We start from the raw sequence: 17,946 nt of genomic DNA, 5'->3' as shown, positions 1-17,946 counted from the left end.
GCCCTTCTCACCGGGCGAGACGGGCGCCGCGACCTGAGGCGGTCCCCTGGCGGGTGGGGCCGTACCGCCGCGCGCGGGCCTCCACATGGACGAAGGCGCGGGCGACCGCGGAGAGCCGGGCCACTTCCTTCGCGAAGTCGTCGTGCGGCGTGTGGGGGAACGATGCCGATGACGTGGGCGGTGCCGGCGGGCCGGTCCGCCGTGCCTGTAAGGCGGTGTGCAGCAACAGCGCCTCGCCCGTCGGCGAGCCGGGCTCGACGGTCAGGTGCAGGGCCTCGGCCCGGCGGCGCACGGCGCCGGTGTCGGCATACGGAAGCAGGGCGAGTTGTCCGTCGCGGATCTCGATGACGGCGCGGTAGAGGCAGTAGCCGATGTCACGCGGTGGCAGGGGGCCGCGGCGGCGGAACGGCGGCGGGTCCAGTGTGATGGCGGGTACTGCTTCCGACACGGCGTGCCACAGCGGACGCAGGCGCCGGTGGTCGCGGTACTGCGCCGGCCACTGGTGCGCGGCGGACAGATGGACGCCCCAGGCCGGCAAGGTCCAGCCGACGATCTGGAGGAGCGAGCCGAGATCGCCGGAGACCCAGCCGATGGGGTCGAATGCGTCCATGTCCAGGCCGATGCCGCGGCCGGCAAGGGTGGCGAGGCGACAGCCACAGTAGAGGAGGACCAGCGAGGCGCCGATGCTCATCACGATCATCCCGCGGCGCAGCCAGGAACGCTGGGCCAGTCCCACGAAGCGCAGGGAGAGCCGTAGGGCCTCGATCTGACCGGCAGCGCAGAGGGAGACGTACAGGCCCATGTGGACGGCGTAATGCGGTTCCGTCTGGTACATGACGGAGACGGTCCGGGCGCTCTCGTAGTGCTTGAGGGGGGCGAGCAGGAAGAAGAGTGTGACCACCACGATCAGTGCGGCACTGCACACGTGGATCCGGCGCCGGGACTCGGCGTGCGCCTTGTCCGGCGGTCCTGCCCAGTGGACCAGGGCCACCTGCTGGGCCGCGGTCAGCACGATCACCGCGGCCTGGGACAGGACGGTGGTGATGTTCGGGTAGTGCAGAAGGCCCGAGAGAACGGTGCGGAAGGGCTCGAGGTCGACGAGGAAGCTCAGGCCGGACGCGAGGAAGTAGATGCAGAGAGCCACCAGTGCGGGGTCGTTGCCGCTGCGCCGTGCGGCCGGAAGCTTGTAGCAGAACGCCATCAGCGCACTGACACCGGTGATCCAGGCGATAACGGTGAAGAGCATGCGTCAGCCCGGCCCCCGGCCGGTCCGGCCGAGGGAGTGTTCCAGGCGCGCGAGGAGCCCGGCGGCCTCCGGGGCCGTACGCTCCGGCTGCGCCGGTGGTCTGCGCGAGGCGGCCATCAACAGGAGCGAGGCCATGGTTTCCGCCTCCCGCTCCTGATGGTCGGCATAGGTGGAGCGCGCGAGCGCGCCACGGACCAGCGCCGGGTCGAGGTCCGGGAAGAGCCGGTACAGATCGGAGCTGTCGCCGTCCAGATGTGAGCCGTGGTGGCCGTGGATGATATGGGCGAGTTCGTGAGCGATGATGTGGTGCTGATGAAGGCGGGTGGTGCGGCTCTCGTAGGCGATGACGTCCGCCGTGGCGGTGGCGAGCCAGAGCCCGTAGAGACTGCCTGCGCCGAGCTCCAGCGGGGCGAGCACGATCGGGCGGCCACGGCGCTCGCCCAGTCGTTCCGCCACCAGGGGAACGGTGAATTCCGGCGGCAGGCCCAAGTCGTCGATGAGGTCCTGGCAGGCGTGGCGCAGGTGTTTGACGTGCCGTGTTGAAAGGGCGCCGACGCGCTTGGCTGAAAGGCGCATGCTCACCATTCCTCGCGCTGTCCGGGGTCGCTCTGGCGGCTTGTGCAAAGTTGAGCACGGAGGTCTAAGGAGCGCTGCTGCCCGACCGGCGGTCGCGCGCCTCGTCCGGGTCCCGGGGCAGGCCCTCCAGTTCACGTACCCGCTCGATCACCTCACGGATGGACTCCAGGCTCTCCGCGGAGAGGCCGGCCGCGCGCAGCGCCACGGAGTGCACCCCGCTGTCGTGCAGTGCGGTCAACAGCCCGAGTTGCGCGTCGACTTCCGCGGTGACCCGGTCGTCGAAGAAATAGGCCGGTGGCACACCGAAGAGCTTTGCGAGCGCTTCGAGGTGCCGGAGTGTGGGATTGTCCCGCTGCCCTCTGCGCAGCAGCCAGATATAGCTGCCGGAGATCGGTACGCCTGATGCGGTCAGGAGCCGCGCCGCTTCCTCGCTGTTGTAGGGGCCGCGCCCGGCCGGCGAGACCGTCTCGAAGAGGTGGTTGAGCTTGTCGGCGAGCGAGCGGTCGCCCGGCGTACTCGACTTGTCCACGTGTGGCCTCCCGTTCCGGCCGTCAATCTAACCTCATCGCGGACTCCGGTCGAACACCGCCTTGGCTGAACACGCAGGCACAGAAGGCGCGTTGACACGTCGTACACCTCTGCCTAGCGTGGCATCCTTGTGTGATCTCGACTCATGTTGGATCGACTTCCCCTGGCAATCCCTCACCAGTCGGCCGCCGGGGCCGCCCACGGGCCCGGCGTCCGAGCTCTGTTCTCCGTCGCCGTGGTCCCGGTCGGACCGCGCTGCCGACCTGGCGTGGAACGGCGCGGCAGGAAGCGGGATCAGCCCGGGTGGCAGGACAAACCGGAAGGGTGTGACGGCAGTTGGAGCGGTTACCAGTCGCGGCGGACGGTGCCGGGCACGAAGCGGGCGGCAGTGGCCGCGACGGGGGAGCGGTCGGCTTGCCGGGCCCACGGCCATGGGAAGGGCAGAAGCCCACTCTGGTCGCCCTCGCGCTGCTGCGGCCGTCCGACTCGCCCAGGACGGCAGGCGAGGACTCCCGGCATGTGCAGGTGCTGGCCGAGTCCGAGACGCCCCTGCCGCCGATCCTCGTCCACCGCCATACGATGCGAGTGATCGACGGGATGCACCGGCTACGGGCCGCCGAGCTGCGCGGCGAGACGCACGCCAAGGTCGTGTTCTTCGACGGAAGTGAGCCGGACGCCTTCGTCCTCGCCGTACGGCTCAACGCCACCCACGGCCTCCCGCTCTCGCGCGCCGACCGGGCGCAGGCTGCCGACCGGGTGATCCGCAGCCACCCCCAGTGGTCGGACCGGCTCATCGCCGCGGCCACCGGACTGGCCGCGCGCACGGTCAGCGCGATCAGGAAGCGTTCAACTGAGAACGGGCGGCAGTTGAACACCCGTATCGGACGCGATGGGCGTTCCCGGCCGCTGAGCGCGGCCGAGGGGCGGCGGCGGGCGGGCGAACTGATGGCACGTCGTCCGGAGGCATCGCTGCGCGAGATCTCCGAGGCGGCCGGTATCGCCCTGGCCACCACCCGCGACGTCCGCGAACGACTCCGTCTCGGCCAGGATCCCGTCCCGCCCAAGCTGCGGGCGGCGGAACTGAAACAGACGGGTCCGAACGGCCCCGGAGCGGGCGGGGGCAGGAAGGCCGGAGCGGTCACCGTGCGCACCATGGGGCCGGCGGCGGAGCCGGCGACAGTGCCCCGGTTCGAGACGCAGCCCGCCCTCGAGATTCTGCGCCGCGACCCCTCACTGCGGTTCACGGAGGTGGGCCGGCGGCTGATGTTCCTGCTGAGCCTCCACTCCATCAACGCCCCGGAGTGGCAGCGGTTGGTGGAGGCCGTCCCTGCCCACTGCTCGCGTTCAGTGGCGCAGGTGGCCCGCCAGTGCGCGGAAGAGTGGCTGTGGTTCGCGGACCGGATCGAGAGCAACGGGCGGATGGCGGGCTGACCCGGGCGGCGGGCCGGCCGGCCCGTGAGCGGCGCGGAAACAGGGACGAGGAGGAGCTTCGGTGGACAGCAGGGTGGGGAAGTCGGCGGCGACCTGCCGCTTCAAGTGCGGGCAGGCGTGTGCGGGCCAGGCACCGAACACGTCGGGCAATGTCTACTTCGGGGAGGTGCTGCGGCAGGTGGTGTCCCGCCGGTGGTCGCTGAAGGCGGGCGCCGTGACGGCCGGGGCGCTGGCCGCCGCGCCGCTGACCGGGTCACCGCGCGCGGCCGCCGCCGGCCCGACGGCCCCGGGCACGGCCTTCACCCCGGTGCCGACCGGCACCGGGGACCGTGTGGTCGTCCCCGAGGAGTACCGGCACGAGGTCCTCATCCGCTGGGGCGACCCCGTCCTGCCGGACGCCCCGCCCTTCGACTTCGACCGGCAGACCGCGGTCGCCCAGGCCCGCCAGTTCGGTGTCAACAACGACTATTGCGCATTGCTGCCGCTGCGCGGACGCGACCGGTGGCTGATGGTCAGCAACCACGAGTACGCCACCGAGCCACTGATGTTCGGCCACTGGGACCCGGACCGGCCCACCGAGGAGCAGGTCCGCACAGCCTGGGAGGCACACGGGCTCTCGGTGGTCCTGCTGGAGCGGGCGCCCGGTGAGGGGTTGCCACGGGTGCGGACCGACGCGCGCTGGAACCGCCGGATCACTCTCACCACCCCGTGTGAGGTGCGCGGTCCCGCTGCGGGCTCCCGCTATCTGCGCACCTCCGCCGATCCGGGGGGCGTCCGGGTCCTGGGCACGATGGCCAACTGCTCGGGGGGAAAGACCCCATGGGGCACGGTGCTGTCGGGCGAGGAGAACGTCCATGTGCCGTTCGCCCACGCCGATGCCGCCCCCACCGCGCAGCAGCGGGCGGCGCTGCGACGCTACGGCTTCGCGCCGGGGCCGTCGCTGCGTAAATGGGAGCGCTACGACCGGCGGTTCGACCTCGGGCGGGAGCCCAACGAGGCCAATCGCTTCGGCTGGATCGTGGAGATCGACCCCTACGACCCGCACTCCACACCCGTCAAACGCACCGCGCTGGGACGCTTCAAGCATGAGGCGGCCAATGTCGTCGTGGCGCCCGACGGCCGGGTCACGGCCTACATGGGGGACGACGAGCGCTTCGAGTACCTGTACAAGTTCGTCTCCGACCGCCGGATGCGGACGGGCGGTTCGGCGACGGACCGGGAGTACAACCAGACCCTGCTGGACTCCGGCACGCTCTACGCGGCACGGTTCACCGGCGACGGCCCGGCGGAAGAGATCGACGGCTCCGGACGGCTGCCCGCGGACGGCGAGTTCGACGGATCGGGGCGCTGGCTGCCGCTCGCGCACAACGGCCACAGCTTCGTCGACGGAATGACCGCCGAAGAGGTGTATGTCTTCACCCGGCAGGCCGCGGACCGGGCCGGTGCCACCGCCATGGACCGCCCGGAGGACGTCGAGCCGCACCCGTATACCGGCCGGGTCTACGCCGCACTCACCAACAACGACTACCGGGGCGCGGCCGGTGCGCCCGCCGCGGACGAGGCCAACCCGCGCGCCGCCAATCGCGACGGGCACGTCCTGGAGCTGGAGGAACACGGTGGTGACGCCACCGCCGAGCGATTCCGCTGGCGGCTGATGCTGGTGTGCGGCGACCCGGCCGCTCCCGGCACCTACTACGCCGGGTACGACAAGAGCCGGGTCAGCGCCCTCTCCTGCCCGGACAACATCGCCTTCGACCGGCACGGCAACCTCTGGCTGACGACGGACAACTCCGGACGCCTGGGCAACGACGGGCTCTACGTGGTGCCCACCGAGGGGCCGGAACGCGGCAGGGTGAAGCGCTTCATGACGATCCCGGTCGGGGCCGAGGCCTGTGGACCGGTGGTCGAGGACGACTTCGTGCTGCTGTCCGTGCAGCACCCCGGCGAGGTGGCGGGTGCCGATGCGCAGCACCCCGCCTCGCACTGGCCGGACGGCGGAGCCAGCCGGCCGCGGGCAGCGGTCGTGGCCGTATGGCGCCCGGACGGCGGCGGCATAGGAATGGCCGGTCCTTCCGGGGCGTAACACATACGGTTCAGGAATCCTGGCCTGCGGTTTTCGGGGTGCATTCTTTCTTCCTTCCCCTGGGTGAAGTGCGGCGCATATAGTCGCCCTCGTGCAATATCCGGTCCCCTTGGGGCGGTACGGAGTATTCGCCCCGGACGTAGGCAGGTGGCGTGCAGCAATCCGTCAATTTCTCTCCGGCAGCGGATTTCTACGACAAGACGCGAGGAGGTGAACAGCGTGGGCGCCGTATCGCTCCGGCAATTGCGGAGCGCACCGATCCGGACAAGCTCCTCCTCGATGCGGGGATGGGCACCGGCGTGGTGGCCCTCGCACTGAAGGAAAGTGGCCGCTCCGTGGTGGGGATCGATCTCTCCCATGCGATGCTCACCAAAGCGGTCGCCCGGATCGGGCCCGCGGTGGCCAATGCCTCGCTCACCCAACTTCCCTTCGGTGACGCGACCTTCGACCAGGCATACAGCGTCTGGGTGCTGCATGTCGTCGGGGACCAGCGCCGGGGTCTCGCCGAGGTCGCCCGGGTACTCCGGCCGGGCGGGCGTTATGTCGTCGTCCCCGGCATGATCCTCTTCGACGACCAGCCGGTCAGCCGCATCATGGAGGAGATCCAGCGGCGCACCTCCGAGGCCGACGACCGGGCCGGGAAGATCGTCCCGATCGCCGAACAGGTCGGCCTGAAGGCGGTGGAGGTCGGCGAGCTGGAGGCGGCGGTGCACGAGCACACCCCTGCCCAGATCGCCGACGGTCTCGAACAGCGCATGCTCTTCCACCTCTGGGCGGTCGACGACGCCGTCTTCGACGAGAAGGTGGCCCCCCTGGTGCAGGAGCTGCGGGCGCTGCCCGAGCCGGATGCCCCGGTCGTCCGCCGCACCCGCCGGCAGGTCGTCGTCTTCGAGAAGCAGGGGTGACCATGGTGGACGAACCCCTCGACCTCGCAGCCGAGTTGGCCGGCACCCGCCTGATCGCGATGATCACTGAACCGGACGCGCCCGGTGTTCCGGACGTGGTACGGGAGTTGGGCGCGGCCGGACTGCGCGCGGTGGAGCTCACCCTCACCACCCCCACGGCGTTGGATGCCGTGGCCCGCGTCGTCGCCACCGGTGCCACCCTCGTGGGGGCCGGCACCGTGCGGGACCGCGCCACCGCCCGCGCGGCGGTGGAGGCCGGCGCCCACTACCTGCTGACCCCGGGGGTCCTCCCCGAAGTCCTCGACGAGGCCGGGCGGCTGGGCGTGCCCGTGGTCTGCGGAGCCTTCACCACCACCGAGGTCATGGACGCGTGGCGGCTGGGCGCCGCGCTGGTCAAGCTCTTTCCGGCCCGGCTGGGCGGCCCCGAGTACACCGCCTCGCTGTGCATGGCCTTCCCTGACATTCCGATCGTGCCCACGGGCGGGATCACCGCGGCGGACCTGCCCGAGCACTTCCGGGCGGGCGCCCACGCGGCTGCGCTGGGCCGGCCGCTGATCGGCGACGCCCTGCACAGCGGGGACCTGGCCGAGGTGCGGACCCGCACCGCCGAACTGCTGGACGCCGTCAGGGCGGTACGCGCCCGCTGAGGCCGTCGGACGCGCCCGAGGCCGTGCGACGGGCTTGCCCGAGGGTGCCCGCCCGTCGTCACCGCCGGCTCTCAATTTCTCCGAGAGAGGAATTCTCGTGTTACTGGACCGCTCGTTCGAGCTTGCCCGGAAAGCTGAAGAAATCGATGCGCTGGCCGCCAAGCGAAAGAATGTCATCGCCTCCGACCAGATGATCGAGGGGGAGTACCCCATATTCGTCGACCGGACCAGCGGCGCATACTTCTGGGACGTTGACGGAAACCGCTATCTCGATTTTTTCCTGTCGTATGGGACCGTCGTACTGGGTCATGCCGACCGGGATGTCGACGACCAGGTCATCGCCGAGATCCGGAAAGGATTCGCCACCGGGCTGAGCAAGCCCGTGCAGACCGAACTCGTCAGCGAACTCCTCGAGGTGATCCCGGGCGCCGAAATGGCGATGCTGATGAAGACCGGATCCGACGCCACCGGCGCCGCGGTGCGCCTGTCGCGCTCCTTCACCGGCCGTGACCGCGTCGCCCGCTTCGGCTACAACGGCTGGCACGACTGGTGCGCCCAGTGGGACCACGGCATCCCCCGTGCCACCCGCGACCTCGTGCACACCTTCGCCTACAACGACCTCGACTCCTTGCGCGCGCTGTTCGAGCGGCACCCGGGCGAGATCGCCTGCGTCGTCATGATGCCCTTCGAGGTGGAGCCGCCGGCCCCCGGCTTCCTCGAAGGCGTACGGGAGCTGACGCGGGCGCACGGGGCCCTGCTGGTCCTGGACGAGATGCGTTCGGGCTTCCGGATGGCCCTCGGCGGCGCCCAGGAGTATTTCGGTGTCACCGCGGACCTGGCGACCTTCAGCAAGGCGTTCGCCAACGGCTATGCGATCTCCGCACTGACCGGCCGCGCGGAGGTGCTGCGCCGCCTGGACCGCGTACACATCTCCTCGACCTTCTACGCCAACTCCGACGCCATGGCCGCCGCACTGGCGACCCTGCGCAAGTTGCGCTCGGGGCCGCACCTGGAGCGCATCCATACCCTGGGCAGCCGGCTCCAGGACGGGCTGCGCGAGCTCACCGACAAGTACGCCGCGCCGGTCGAGGTGGTCGGCCATCCGCCCATGCCCTTCCTCGACTTCCGGCTCGGCAGCGAGGAGGAGAATCAGGCGGCCAAGCGGTCCTTCTACACCGAGACCATCCGGGCCGGGGTCTTCTTCCACCCCAACCACCACTGGTTCGTGTGCGCCGCCACCACAGAGGAGGACATCGACACCGCGATCGAGGCGGCGCGCGGCGGGTTCGAGGCGCTGGTACGGGACGGCTATACCGGTGCCGTCCGCTCCGGGGAGGCCGCGCGATGACCGCTGCCGGGGAGTGGGGGCTGCGGCACCCGCGGACGGTGACCGAGGAGCACTGGGCGGCCGAACAGGAAGTGATCGGCCCCGGGCTTCAGGCCGTGATGCTCTGGTCCAAACTGTGTGTGGAGCGTGCGGACGGTGCGACGCTGACCGACGTCGACGGCAATCGCGTCATCGACTTCCAGGGCGCCGGCGGGGTCAATTCGATCGGGCACGCCGAGCCGCGGTTCGTCGCCGCGATGGGGGCACAGCTCGCGGTGTCCACAGCAGGCGCCTTCGGCTCGCCCGCCCGCCTGGAGATGACCCGCGTCCTCAAAGACTTCCTGCCGCCCGAACTGGACACCGTCCAGCTCTACAGCGGCGGCACCGAGGCCGTCGAGGCGGCACTGCGGCTCGCCAAGTCCGTCACCGGCAAACACGAATTCCTCTCCTTCTGGGGCGGCTTCCACGGCAAGACCATGGGCAGCCTGGCCCTGACCGCCGGTGCCCGGGCGGGCCTCGGCCCGCTGCCGCCCGGCTACTTCTCCGCGCCGTACGCCAACTGCTACCGCTGCCCGTTCAAGCTGAAGGCGCCCGAATGCGGCTTCGCCTGCGTCGAGCACGCGCGGGACGTCATCAAGGAGAACAGCACGGGGGCGATGGCCGCGATCGTCGTGGAGCCCGTCCAGGGCCGGTCGGGAAACGTCGTGCCGCCGCCGGGCTATCTCGGCGCACTGGCCTCCGTGGCCGAGGAGTTCGACGCGCTGCTGATCGCCGACGAGATGATGACGGGCTTCGGCCGGACCGGAGCCGCCTTCGCGTACCAGCACGAGGACGTCACCCCGGACGTGCTCACCGTCGGCAAGGGCATGGGCGGCGGTTACCCCGTCACCGGTGTCATCGCTGCGGCATCGACCATGGCGGCGGCACCGTTCTCCGACCCGAGTGCCAGTTCCTCCAGCTTCGGTGCCTTCCCGATGGCCTGCCGGGCGGTGGCCGCCACCACGGACATCCTCACCTCCGACAAGCTCGTCGAGCACACCGCCGACCTCGGCGAACGACTGCTGGCCGAGCTGCGCGGCCTGGTGACCGACGCCCCGCTCGTCGGGGATGTCCGCGGTCTGGGGCTGGCCATCGGCATCGAGCTGGTCACGGACAAGGAGACCAAGGCGCCCGCCCCGAAACCCCTGGTACGGGACGTCTATCTGGCCCTGCTGCGGGCCGGGGTGCTGGTGATGCTCGGCGGCAACAGCCTGCGTCTCTACCCGCCGCTGAACGCCGACCCGGAGCAGACCATGACAGCCGTGGAAATCATCCGCCAGACCCTCACCCGCTTCCCGGACGTGCCGTGAGCCGGGCTCTCCGCCGGGCCGGTGTGGACCGGCACCACACGGCGGCGACGGAGGCCGCCGCCCGCGCGGCCGCGGAGCTGCTGCGCCGCCGCACCGCTCCCGGGGACGTCCGCGTCAAGGCCGGGGACGGGCTGGTGAGCGAGGCCGACACGGCGGCCGAGCGGGCGGTGCTGGAGGTGCTGCGGGAGCGCACACCGGAGTGCGGGGTACTCGCGGAGGAGGCCGGCGCCCTGCCCGGCCCCGGCCCCCGGTGGATCGTCGACCCGCTCGACGGCACCACCAACTACCTGCGCGGTCTGCCCGACTACGCGGTCGCCCTCGCGCTGGCCGAAGGCGACCGCCTGCTGCTGTGCGTCATCCACTTCCCGGAGACCGGCACCGTCTTCACGGCCGTCGCCGGGGACGGCGCCTACCGCGACGGGGTGCGAATGCGCCCGGCCGGGCCGTCCCCGGGCCGTCCGCTGGTCGGCACCGGATTCGGGACCGAGGGAGTGGTCCGCGAGGAGCAGTGCTCGGTCGCCGACCGCCTGCTGCGCGCCGGGTTCGAGATCCGCGAGCCCGGCAGTGCCTCCACAGGGCTGTGCCGGGTCGCCTGCGGGGCCTACGACGGCTATCTCGAATTCGGCATCGGCCCCTGGGACGCCGCACCCGGCGCGCTGCTGGTGACGGAGGCCGGTGGAACGGTCAGCGGCTGGGGCGGCGGGCCGTTCGGCGTGGACGAGGGGCATCTGGTCGCAGCGGCACCGGCATTCCACAACAGCTTGGTGACGGCCGGCGGGCCCTGCCCGCCCGCCGTCCGACGGAAGGAGACGGCATGAAAGTAGCGATTGTCGGATTCGGTACCGCGGGCGGGGGCCGGCTCAGCGGATACCGCTCGGTGCCCGGCGTCGAGGTGGCAGCGATAGTGGAGCCCGCCGCCGAACGGCGGCGGGCGGCAGCCGAACAGCTGCCCCACGGGCGGGTGATGGCCTCCCTCGACGAACTCCTCGCTGAGGGAGGCGTCGATGTGGTGGACGTCTGCACCCCGCCCGCCTACCACGTGCCCGTGGCCCACCGGGCACTGACGGCCGGCTGCCATGTGATCTGCGAAAAGCCGGTCGCGGTCAGCCTCGCGGATGCCCAGGAGCTGATCGCGACGGCGCGCAGCCACGAACGGCTGCTGTACCCGTCGCACAATTACGGCACCTCGCCGATGATGCGCCTGCTGCGGCAGGCAGTGGACGCCGGCATCGGCCGCCTGGAGTCGGCCCGCTTCCAGATCTTGCGCGACCGGCACGCGCGGGGAGTGCACGGCTTCCGGCCCGACTGGCGGCGCTCCAGGGAACTGGCGGGCGGCGGCATCCTCCTCGACCACGGCACGCACTGCGTCTACATGGCGCTGCGCCTGTTCGGTGAACTGCCCGCCAAGATCTCCTGCACGGTGGGCCGGCCCGTGGGGTCGCCGGACGCGGTCGACGAAGAGGCCGCCGTGCGCATGGACTTCGGTTCCGCCGTGTGCGACATCGAACTGAGCTGGCGGGCCGGACTGCGGGCCAACCACTACTCGGTCACCGGTACGGAAGGCTTCCTGCGGATCGACGACGACCGGGTGACCGCCGAGGGGCCCGACGGGCCCCAGGTCCTGGACCTGGCCTCCCCCAGCCGCGACCAGACCCATCTCGACTGGTTCCCGCCGATGTTCGCCGACTTCCGCCAGACGCTGGCGGACCCCGGGCGGTGGCATGTGCCCGCTGACGAGATCGCCGGCACCGCACGTGTCATCGAGACGGCGTACCGCTCGGCCGCGGTCGGTGGCGCACCCCTGGCACTGGTCGGCGACGACACCAGGCCAGGTGTGCACACCGTGTCTCCCGTGTGAGACGGCCGGGCGCCGGAGCGCCCTTCCGGTCCGGGGCGGCGGCCGGTTCGCCGCCCCGGACCACGGGAGCGCTATCCCGCGTCGGCCGTCGTATCCCCGCCCAGTGCCCGGGAGAGCAGATCCCGTTCCTCGACCAGGTTGTCGTAGGTCGTCGCGCGTTCATGGGAGGCGAAGTAGTGGCAGATCACCCGGTCGTCGATGCGCGGCAGCCACTCCAGCCGGCCGGAGCGGTAGGGCTCGCCCAGTCCCGCCACCCGCGCCTCGCCCGCCTTTCCGCCGAGCAGCGAGTACGACATCTGCGTCACATAGCGCGGCGCGAACCGGATCTCCGGCGGCAGCCGGGTGAGCATCTCTTCCAAGTACGCCGGGTCGAAGAACCCGGCCACGTCGGCGCAGGCGAAGCCGCAGCACATGTACGGCACATACGGCACGCCGGGGAGCCGGTCGGCTATCCAGTGCACGCCCTGCGGTTCCCAGCCCTCCTCGGGCGAGTAGAGGAATGTGGCCCGCTCCGCCGACGGCGCCGCGGCCCAGTGCACCAGCCGGTCGGGACGGGCGAGGAACACCACATCGCTGTCCATGCTCACAACCGAGCGGCTCCGGCTGAGCAGGAAGTAGTCGACGAGCTGGAGGATGCGCACATTGCCCCGGCGGACGGCTGCGAGCTGCGGATAGCCGGCGAGCAGCGGCTCGATCCGCTCGTCCGCCTCCCGGCGTCCTATGACACGCAGCCCCGGCACATGCCGCAGCAGCCGGGACCGGTCGCGTGCGGTGAGCGTGCCGTCGTCGTGTACCACCGGGCTGACCTCGGGCCAGTGCCGGGCGAGGGACTTGGCCGCGAAGAGATAGAGCGGCACATGGTCGGAGGAGACCAGGGTGTGCACCTCCGTGTCGCTGCCACCGGTGAACGAGGCCGCGGGGGCGGTCAGCAGCTGACGGGTGAGCGCGGCTGCGGCCCGGTTGCCGGAAGCCGTGCCGCCGGTGGGCGTGAGGTCGTGGTGCTGGCTCATGTGGCTCTCCCTAGCAGAAGGAGGGAAGCAGTGGATATCGCGACAGAGTATGACGAATCACCGTTGCAGCAAGGGGAGTTGCGGCCGCTCTTCTTCACCCCGCACGAAATCGCGGTGGTGCGGGAAGCGACCGCCCGGCTGATCCCCGGCCCCCGTGACGACCCGGCCGAGCCGTACCCGGGCGCCCGCGAAGCGGACGTGGTGAGGTACATCGACCGACTGCTCGGCGCGTTCACGGCCGATCCGCCGCTGATCTACCCGGCCCCGGCCGGACTGGGGGGCTTCCTCCCGCTGACCCCGGCTCAGCGGGTGGGCTGGCGCCGCCGGATCGGTACGCTCCAGCAGGCCTACCGCGCGGGGACCGCGCTGCTGGACCGGCTGGCCGGCGGCGACTTCACCACTGTCCCGGCCGCCGAGCGCGACGCGGCGCTCGACGCTCCGCAGGTGCGGAAGTTCCGCGGGGTGCTCTTCGACCACGCGATCCAGGGCCTGTACGCGGCGCCCGTCTACAGCGGCGCCACGGCCCGGCACCCTGGCGGGACCACCCCGCACACCGCCCTGGGTCTCCCCGGCGGCAGCCGGTCCGTCGCCGCGGACGGGCCGACGGCCGCGCTCGCCGGCCGGTTCGAGGAGGCCGTACGGCAACTGGTGGCGGGGGTGCTGGATGAGTGAGCGGGCCGTCGTGGTCGGCAGCGGGCCCGGTGGATCGGTGGCGGCCATGGTGCTGGCCGAAGCGGGCTGGGACGTTCTGGTCCTGGAGCGCGGTCCCAACCACTTCGCCGACCTCTCCGCCGCGGTCCCGGACCACCACTTCTCCCCGGACGAGATCCTGGGCCCGCTGCGCCGCTTCGAGTTCCCGGATGCCCTGGCCGAGCCCCGCAGCTACTGTGACCGGGCGCTGCCGGGCGCCGATCACATCGGCTTCGTCAATGCGCTGCCCGCGGCGGTCGGCGGCGGCACCGTGCACTGGGACGCCAAGACACCCCGCTACTGGGACATCGACTTCGCCAAACGCTCCCTGCTCGGCCCCGTCGAGGGCGCCGACATCGCCGACTGGCCCTTCGGTTACGCGGAGCTGGCCCCCTACTACGACGAAGTGGAGGCGCTGCTCGGCGTCCAGGGCGACGCCGCCCGGCTGCCCGCCGATCTCACGCTGCGGCATGCCCCGCGCACCACCGGCTTCCCCATGCCTCCCGGCCCTGCGCAGAGCTCGTCGCTGCGGATCGCCGAGGCCGCCGGACACCTCGGGCTGCGGCCCTACCCGATGCCGATGGCCGCCAACTCCCGTCCCTACGACGGCAGACCGGTGTGCACCGACTGCGGCGCCTGCTGCGGATACGGCTGCGTCACCCTCGCGCGGGGGAGCGCGCTCGCCCCGCTGCGGCGCGCGGTCCGGGCCGGCGCCGAGGTCCGGCCGCTGAGCACCGCGGTCCGGGTCACCCATCGCGGCCGGCGGGCCCGCACCGTCGAATACCTCGACTGCACCGGACCGGAACCGGTCCGGCGGAGCGCCCCCGCGGACCTGGTCGTGCTCGCCGGCTCCGCCGTGGAGACCTGCCGACTGGCGCTGCTTTCCCAACTCCCCGATCCCCACGGGCTGATCGGCCGCCATCTGATGTTCCACTGGTACTCCGTCGGCTACGGTCTCTTCCTCCACGAGCGGGTGCACAGCCCCCGGAACCGCAACATCACCCACGCCCTTGACGACTTCGCCGACCCCGACCACCCCGGCGCACGGGATGCCGCGCGGGACGCCGGACTGGCCCACCTGAGGGGTGGCGTCGTCGAGCTGGGATCGGCTCCGCCCGGACGCATCGAGGAGGCGATGCTCTACCGGCGGCTGCTGCCGCGGCTCACCGGCGCCGGATTCGGGCGTGACTTCAAACGCCTGCTGAGGGAGAGCCCGCTGCGCGAGCGGCTGCTGGGCGTCCAGATGCACGGTGAGGACCTGCCGCAGCGGTCCAACACCGTGGCCCTCGACCCGCAGCTGCGGGACTGGCTGGGCGTGCCTGCCCCACGGATCTCCTACGCCCCGCACCGGCACGAACTGGCCGCCCAGTCCTTCTACCTGCCCCGGATGGCCGAGCTGTTGCGCGCCGCCGGCGCCGACGAGGTCGCCGCCCTGCCGGAGACCCGCTCCCTGGCCTTTCCGGACGGCCCCGGTGCCGTACCGGGCAACTTCCACACCCTGGGCGGCATGCGGATGGGCACCGATGCCCGGACGAGCGTCACCGACGGCACCGGACGGCTGCACCGCATGGACAACGTCCTCGTCGCCGACGGGAGCCTGTTCCCCACAGCGGGCGCCCACAACCCCACCCTCACGATCATGGCCACCGTCCTGCGCAACACAAGGAGTGTGTGATGAGCGAGCTCACCAAGGACGTCCCACGAGATCCGGGACCAACCGGCACCTACGCCTTCGACCCGCGGGCCGCACTGGGCTGGAAGGACATCGGACTGGACGGGCTGGGCTGCTTCCTGCGGTCCGTCGAATCCGTGCTGCTGCACGAGGGATACCACGCCGCCCAGGTGGCCAGGGGGCTCTCCCGCCCGCTGGACCTGGTACGCCGCGGCGAGTGGTACGGACCTGAGAGCGACTACCCGGCGTGCCGACTGCGCTGGGCCGACGAGGAACAGGGCGCCGACGCCTGGCCGGCCATCGAGCGGGCGCTCACCGACGGCCGTCCCGTGGTCCTGATGTACGACGGCTTCCACTGGCCCGGCGACCCCTACGAGGGCGAGCACCACTACCACCACCACATGGTCCTCGCTCACCGCCTCGACTCGACCGGGCTGCACCTGCTCGACACCGACGCCCCGGCCGACGAGGGCTACGCCCGCCGGCTGCCGGTCACCGACGGCCTCATCGCCGCGTGCAGCCGCTACGCCCTCTTCGACCACATCGCCCCGCCTTCCCGAGGACGCGACGCCCGGGAACTGGCCGAGGACGTCATCGCCGGATCCGTGCGCCCCCTCGCCGAGGACATCGCGGAACTCCGTGCTTTCCACCAGGACGTGTGGTCCGGCGCGCGGCTGCCGCTGCTGGCGGCCAAGGGTCTGGACGTGATGGTGCTCGGGGACATCCAGCCGCAGTTGTTCCTCCTCGGGCACGCGCTGGACGGCGCCACGGACGCCCGGGTGCAGGCGGTGGCCGATGCCCTGCTCGCCGCCGCCCGGCGCGCGCAGAAGCTCGGACTGCTGGTGATGGGCCTGCACCGCTACCAGGCCGAGGGCGTCTACAGCCTGGCGCACGAGGAGGTGCGAGTGCTCACCGACCGGCTGGAGGAGCTGCTCGCCGCGCTGTGCGCCTGCGCGGACACGGCCGTGCCGCAGGCCGAGGGTGACGGCAGCCGGCTCGTACGACGGCTGCGCGGCGAGACGGCCTGGTGCTTCGGGGAAGGGCGTCCACTGCCCGAAACCCCCTTCGCCTAACCCCTGCCGAAAAAGAGCGGAGAAACCCTGTGGGAGCCTGGGCCACAAGGGGGTTCAGGCATTCCCGAAAACCTGTCACGGTGAATACCCGTTGCCGAACGGCTCCGTTGACATCACTTTCGGGCGGCTATAGCGTCGCGGCTCGAATCGATATTCCCATTGCTTGGGCAAGGAGGGATTCGCATGGCTGGCGCGGACCGGACGGCTGTCGGGCAGGAAAACGCGGACGCCGTTCTCGAAGAAGTGCGGCACGTACTGGAAGAGCAGTGTGAAATCTCTGCGGAGCAGGCGGGCGCGGTGACCGCGTCTGCTCCCTTCGCCGACCTCGGACTCGACTCCATCACGCTCGCTTATGTTTTCACCTATTTCGAGCGCAAGCACGACCTGACATTCGAGAACGGTGACATCGACCCGACGCGGTACGCCACCGTCGGGGAACTCGTCGAGGCCATCGCCCGGCGCGTGCACGATCCGGCGGGCCACTGATGAACCCGGCCGCGCCGGACGCCGCCGGCCGTGCGGAAGATGCCGCCGCGGCGCCGGACGACCGCTTGGTGATGGCCACCTTCATGGGTCAGTACGACCTGCCGGCGCTGGCCGTGGCCGACGCCCTCGGGCTGTTCCCGCTGCTGGTGCGGAGTCCGGTCGGTGCCGCCGAGGCGGCCCGCCGCCTGCGGCTCCACCCGTACAACACCGAGGTATTGCTCGCCCTGGTCGCGGCCCTCGGCTACCTCACGGTCTACGAGGGTGCCTACCACCTCACCCCCGCCGCCCGGGCGTTCCTCCTTCCCGGCACGAGCCGCTACTGGGGGCCGATGCTCCAGCTCGGCTGGGACGAGAAATGCACCGCCGTGCAACTCGCCGTACGGGAGGGCAAGGCCCACGGCTACCGTGGCCACGCCCTGTGGGAGACGCACAGCCGGGTCCCGCGCCGCGCCGACCTGTTCACCGCCGCCATGCATGCCCACTCCACCGGGCCGGCCGCCGCGCTGGCCGCCCGGCTGGACCTGGCGGGGGCCGGCACCCTGCTCGACGTCGCCGGCGGCGCGGGCACCTTCGCGGTGGCCCTGGTCAAGCGGCATCCGCAGCTCACGGCGCAGGTGCTGGACCTGCCCGCGGTGGCGGACGTGGCACGCCGCACCCTCGAGGAGGCAAAAGTCGCCGACCGGGTACGGCTGTGTCTGCGGGACATGTTCGACGGCCCCTGGCCCGACGGACAGGACCTGGTCCTCTTCGCCGACACCCTCTGCGACTGGGGCGACGACGCCTGCCGCGAGATGCTCGCACGGGCCCGTGCCGCGCTGTCCCCCGGCGGCCGGATCCTCGTGCACCAGGTGATGCTGGACGACTCCCGGACGCGGTCCGCCACCGCGGCCGGCTATGCGCTCGCGCTGGCCACGATGTCGGGCGGACGGCTGCGTACCGCCTCCGAGCTGGCCGGTCTGCTCACTGAGGCCGGTTTCACCGGCCGCCAACTCATTCCCCTGTACGGCCACTACTCACTCATGACCGCCCGGCGTGGCTGACGCCGGCCTTCGCGCTCCAGGTACT

The 17,946-nt window shown here is 71.5% G+C and carries 17 protein-coding genes; 13 read left to right on the top strand and 4 right to left on the bottom strand.

The annotated features are described in order from the left end of the window. Nucleotides 1–7 precede the first annotated feature (7 nt). The 3 genes from CP981_RS00405 to CP981_RS00395 form a co-directional block, all read right to left on the bottom strand. The gene (locus CP981_RS00405; RefSeq protein ID WP_085924139.1) at nt 8–1,246 is read right to left on the bottom strand and encodes an MAB_1171c family putative transporter; all 1,239 of its coding nucleotides are present in this window, start codon (nt 1,244–1,246) and stop codon (nt 8–10) included. Between the two features lie 3 nt (nt 1,247–1,249). Further along, nucleotides 1,250–1,822 (bottom strand): ImmA/IrrE family metallo-endopeptidase, encoded by a 573-nt coding sequence (locus CP981_RS00400; RefSeq protein ID WP_107429523.1) that lies wholly within the window; start codon nt 1,820–1,822, stop codon nt 1,250–1,252. A 64-nt stretch (nt 1,823–1,886) separates the two neighbouring features. Further along, nucleotides 1,887–2,351 carry a helix-turn-helix domain-containing protein gene (locus CP981_RS00395; RefSeq protein ID WP_085924140.1) on the bottom strand — a complete coding sequence of 155 codons (465 nt, stop codon included), beginning with the start codon at nt 2,349–2,351 and terminating at the stop codon, nt 1,887–1,889. 413 nt (nt 2,352–2,764) lie between these two features. Between CP981_RS00395 and CP981_RS00390 the strand changes: the two genes are divergently transcribed. The 8 genes from CP981_RS00390 (at nt 2,765) to CP981_RS00355 (ending at nt 11,950) form a co-directional block, all read left to right on the top strand. Next, complete coding sequence (locus CP981_RS00390; RefSeq protein WP_244329457.1) at nt 2,765–3,781, top strand: ParB/RepB/Spo0J family partition protein; 1,017 nt, start codon at nt 2,765–2,767, stop codon at nt 3,779–3,781. A 61-nt stretch (nt 3,782–3,842) separates the two neighbouring features. Continuing rightward, nucleotides 3,843–5,864 (top strand): PhoX family protein, encoded by a 2,022-nt coding sequence (locus CP981_RS00385; RefSeq protein ID WP_085924141.1) that lies wholly within the window; start codon nt 3,843–3,845, stop codon nt 5,862–5,864. Between the two features lie 152 nt (nt 5,865–6,016). Continuing rightward, nucleotides 6,017–6,769: a class I SAM-dependent methyltransferase gene (locus CP981_RS00380; RefSeq protein WP_085924142.1), complete on the top strand. Its 753-nt coding sequence runs from the start codon at nt 6,017–6,019 to the stop codon at nt 6,767–6,769. Between the two features lie 2 nt (nt 6,770–6,771). Beyond that, entirely contained in the window at nt 6,772–7,416 is a 645-nt protein-coding gene (locus CP981_RS00375) for a bifunctional 4-hydroxy-2-oxoglutarate aldolase/2-dehydro-3-deoxy-phosphogluconate aldolase (protein WP_085924143.1), read from the top strand. Between the two features lie 97 nt (nt 7,417–7,513). After that, nucleotides 7,514–8,764 (top strand): aspartate aminotransferase family protein, encoded by a 1,251-nt coding sequence (locus CP981_RS00370; RefSeq protein WP_169838815.1) that lies wholly within the window; start codon nt 7,514–7,516, stop codon nt 8,762–8,764. Then, complete coding sequence (locus CP981_RS00365) at nt 8,761–10,092, top strand: aspartate aminotransferase family protein (RefSeq protein ID WP_085924144.1); 1,332 nt, start codon at nt 8,761–8,763, stop codon at nt 10,090–10,092. The genes CP981_RS00370 and CP981_RS00365 overlap by 4 nt, the downstream gene beginning before the upstream one ends. Further along, on the top strand, nt 10,089–10,910 hold the full coding sequence (locus CP981_RS00360) for an inositol monophosphatase family protein (protein ID WP_085924145.1): 822 nt from the start codon (nt 10,089–10,091) through the stop codon (nt 10,908–10,910). Before CP981_RS00365 ends, CP981_RS00360 begins: the two co-directional genes overlap by 4 nt. Then, on the top strand, nt 10,907–11,950 hold the full coding sequence (locus CP981_RS00355) for a Gfo/Idh/MocA family protein (protein WP_085924146.1): 1,044 nt from the start codon (nt 10,907–10,909) through the stop codon (nt 11,948–11,950). The genes CP981_RS00360 and CP981_RS00355 overlap by 4 nt, the downstream gene beginning before the upstream one ends. 71 nt (nt 11,951–12,021) lie before the next feature. On the opposite strand, the gene CP981_RS37510 is transcribed toward CP981_RS00355, so the two are convergent. Next, nucleotides 12,022–12,960, bottom strand: coding sequence for a hypothetical protein (locus CP981_RS37510; protein WP_158092632.1), 939 nt, complete (start codon nt 12,958–12,960; stop codon nt 12,022–12,024). A gap of 30 nt (nt 12,961–12,990) precedes the next feature. Here CP981_RS37510 and CP981_RS37505 point away from each other — a divergent pair, with 30 nt between their 5' ends. The 5 genes from CP981_RS37505 to CP981_RS00330 all read left to right on the top strand — a co-directional run bounded on the left by CP981_RS37505 (nt 12,991) and on the right by CP981_RS00330 (nt 17,921). Next, nucleotides 12,991–13,632 carry a gluconate 2-dehydrogenase subunit 3 family protein gene (locus CP981_RS37505; RefSeq protein ID WP_158092633.1) on the top strand — a complete coding sequence of 214 codons (642 nt, stop codon included), beginning with the start codon at nt 12,991–12,993 and terminating at the stop codon, nt 13,630–13,632. Beyond that, nucleotides 13,625–15,325, top strand: a complete 1,701-nt coding sequence (locus tag CP981_RS00345; RefSeq protein ID WP_085924148.1) for a GMC oxidoreductase — start codon at nt 13,625–13,627, stop codon at nt 15,323–15,325. The genes CP981_RS37505 and CP981_RS00345 overlap by 8 nt, the downstream gene beginning before the upstream one ends. After that, nucleotides 15,325–16,395, top strand: a complete 1,071-nt coding sequence (locus CP981_RS00340; protein WP_085924149.1) for a hypothetical protein — start codon at nt 15,325–15,327, stop codon at nt 16,393–16,395. The genes CP981_RS00345 and CP981_RS00340 overlap by 1 nt, the downstream gene beginning before the upstream one ends. Nucleotides 16,396–16,578: 183 nt before the next feature. Continuing rightward, entirely contained in the window at nt 16,579–16,881 is a 303-nt protein-coding gene (locus CP981_RS00335; RefSeq protein WP_085924150.1) for an acyl carrier protein, read from the top strand. Then, on the top strand, nt 16,881–17,921 hold the full coding sequence (locus CP981_RS00330) for a methyltransferase (RefSeq protein ID WP_085924151.1): 1,041 nt from the start codon (nt 16,881–16,883) through the stop codon (nt 17,919–17,921). Before CP981_RS00335 ends, CP981_RS00330 begins: the two co-directional genes overlap by 1 nt. Nucleotides 17,922–17,946: the final 25 nt, after the last annotated feature.

This window comes from Streptomyces platensis (genome assembly GCF_008704855.1).
In the GTDB taxonomy this organism is placed as follows: domain Bacteria; phylum Actinomycetota; class Actinomycetes; order Streptomycetales; family Streptomycetaceae; genus Streptomyces; species Streptomyces platensis.
The sequence above is the reverse complement of the archived record's forward strand: the minus strand, read 5'-3'. Positions and strand labels throughout refer to the sequence as shown.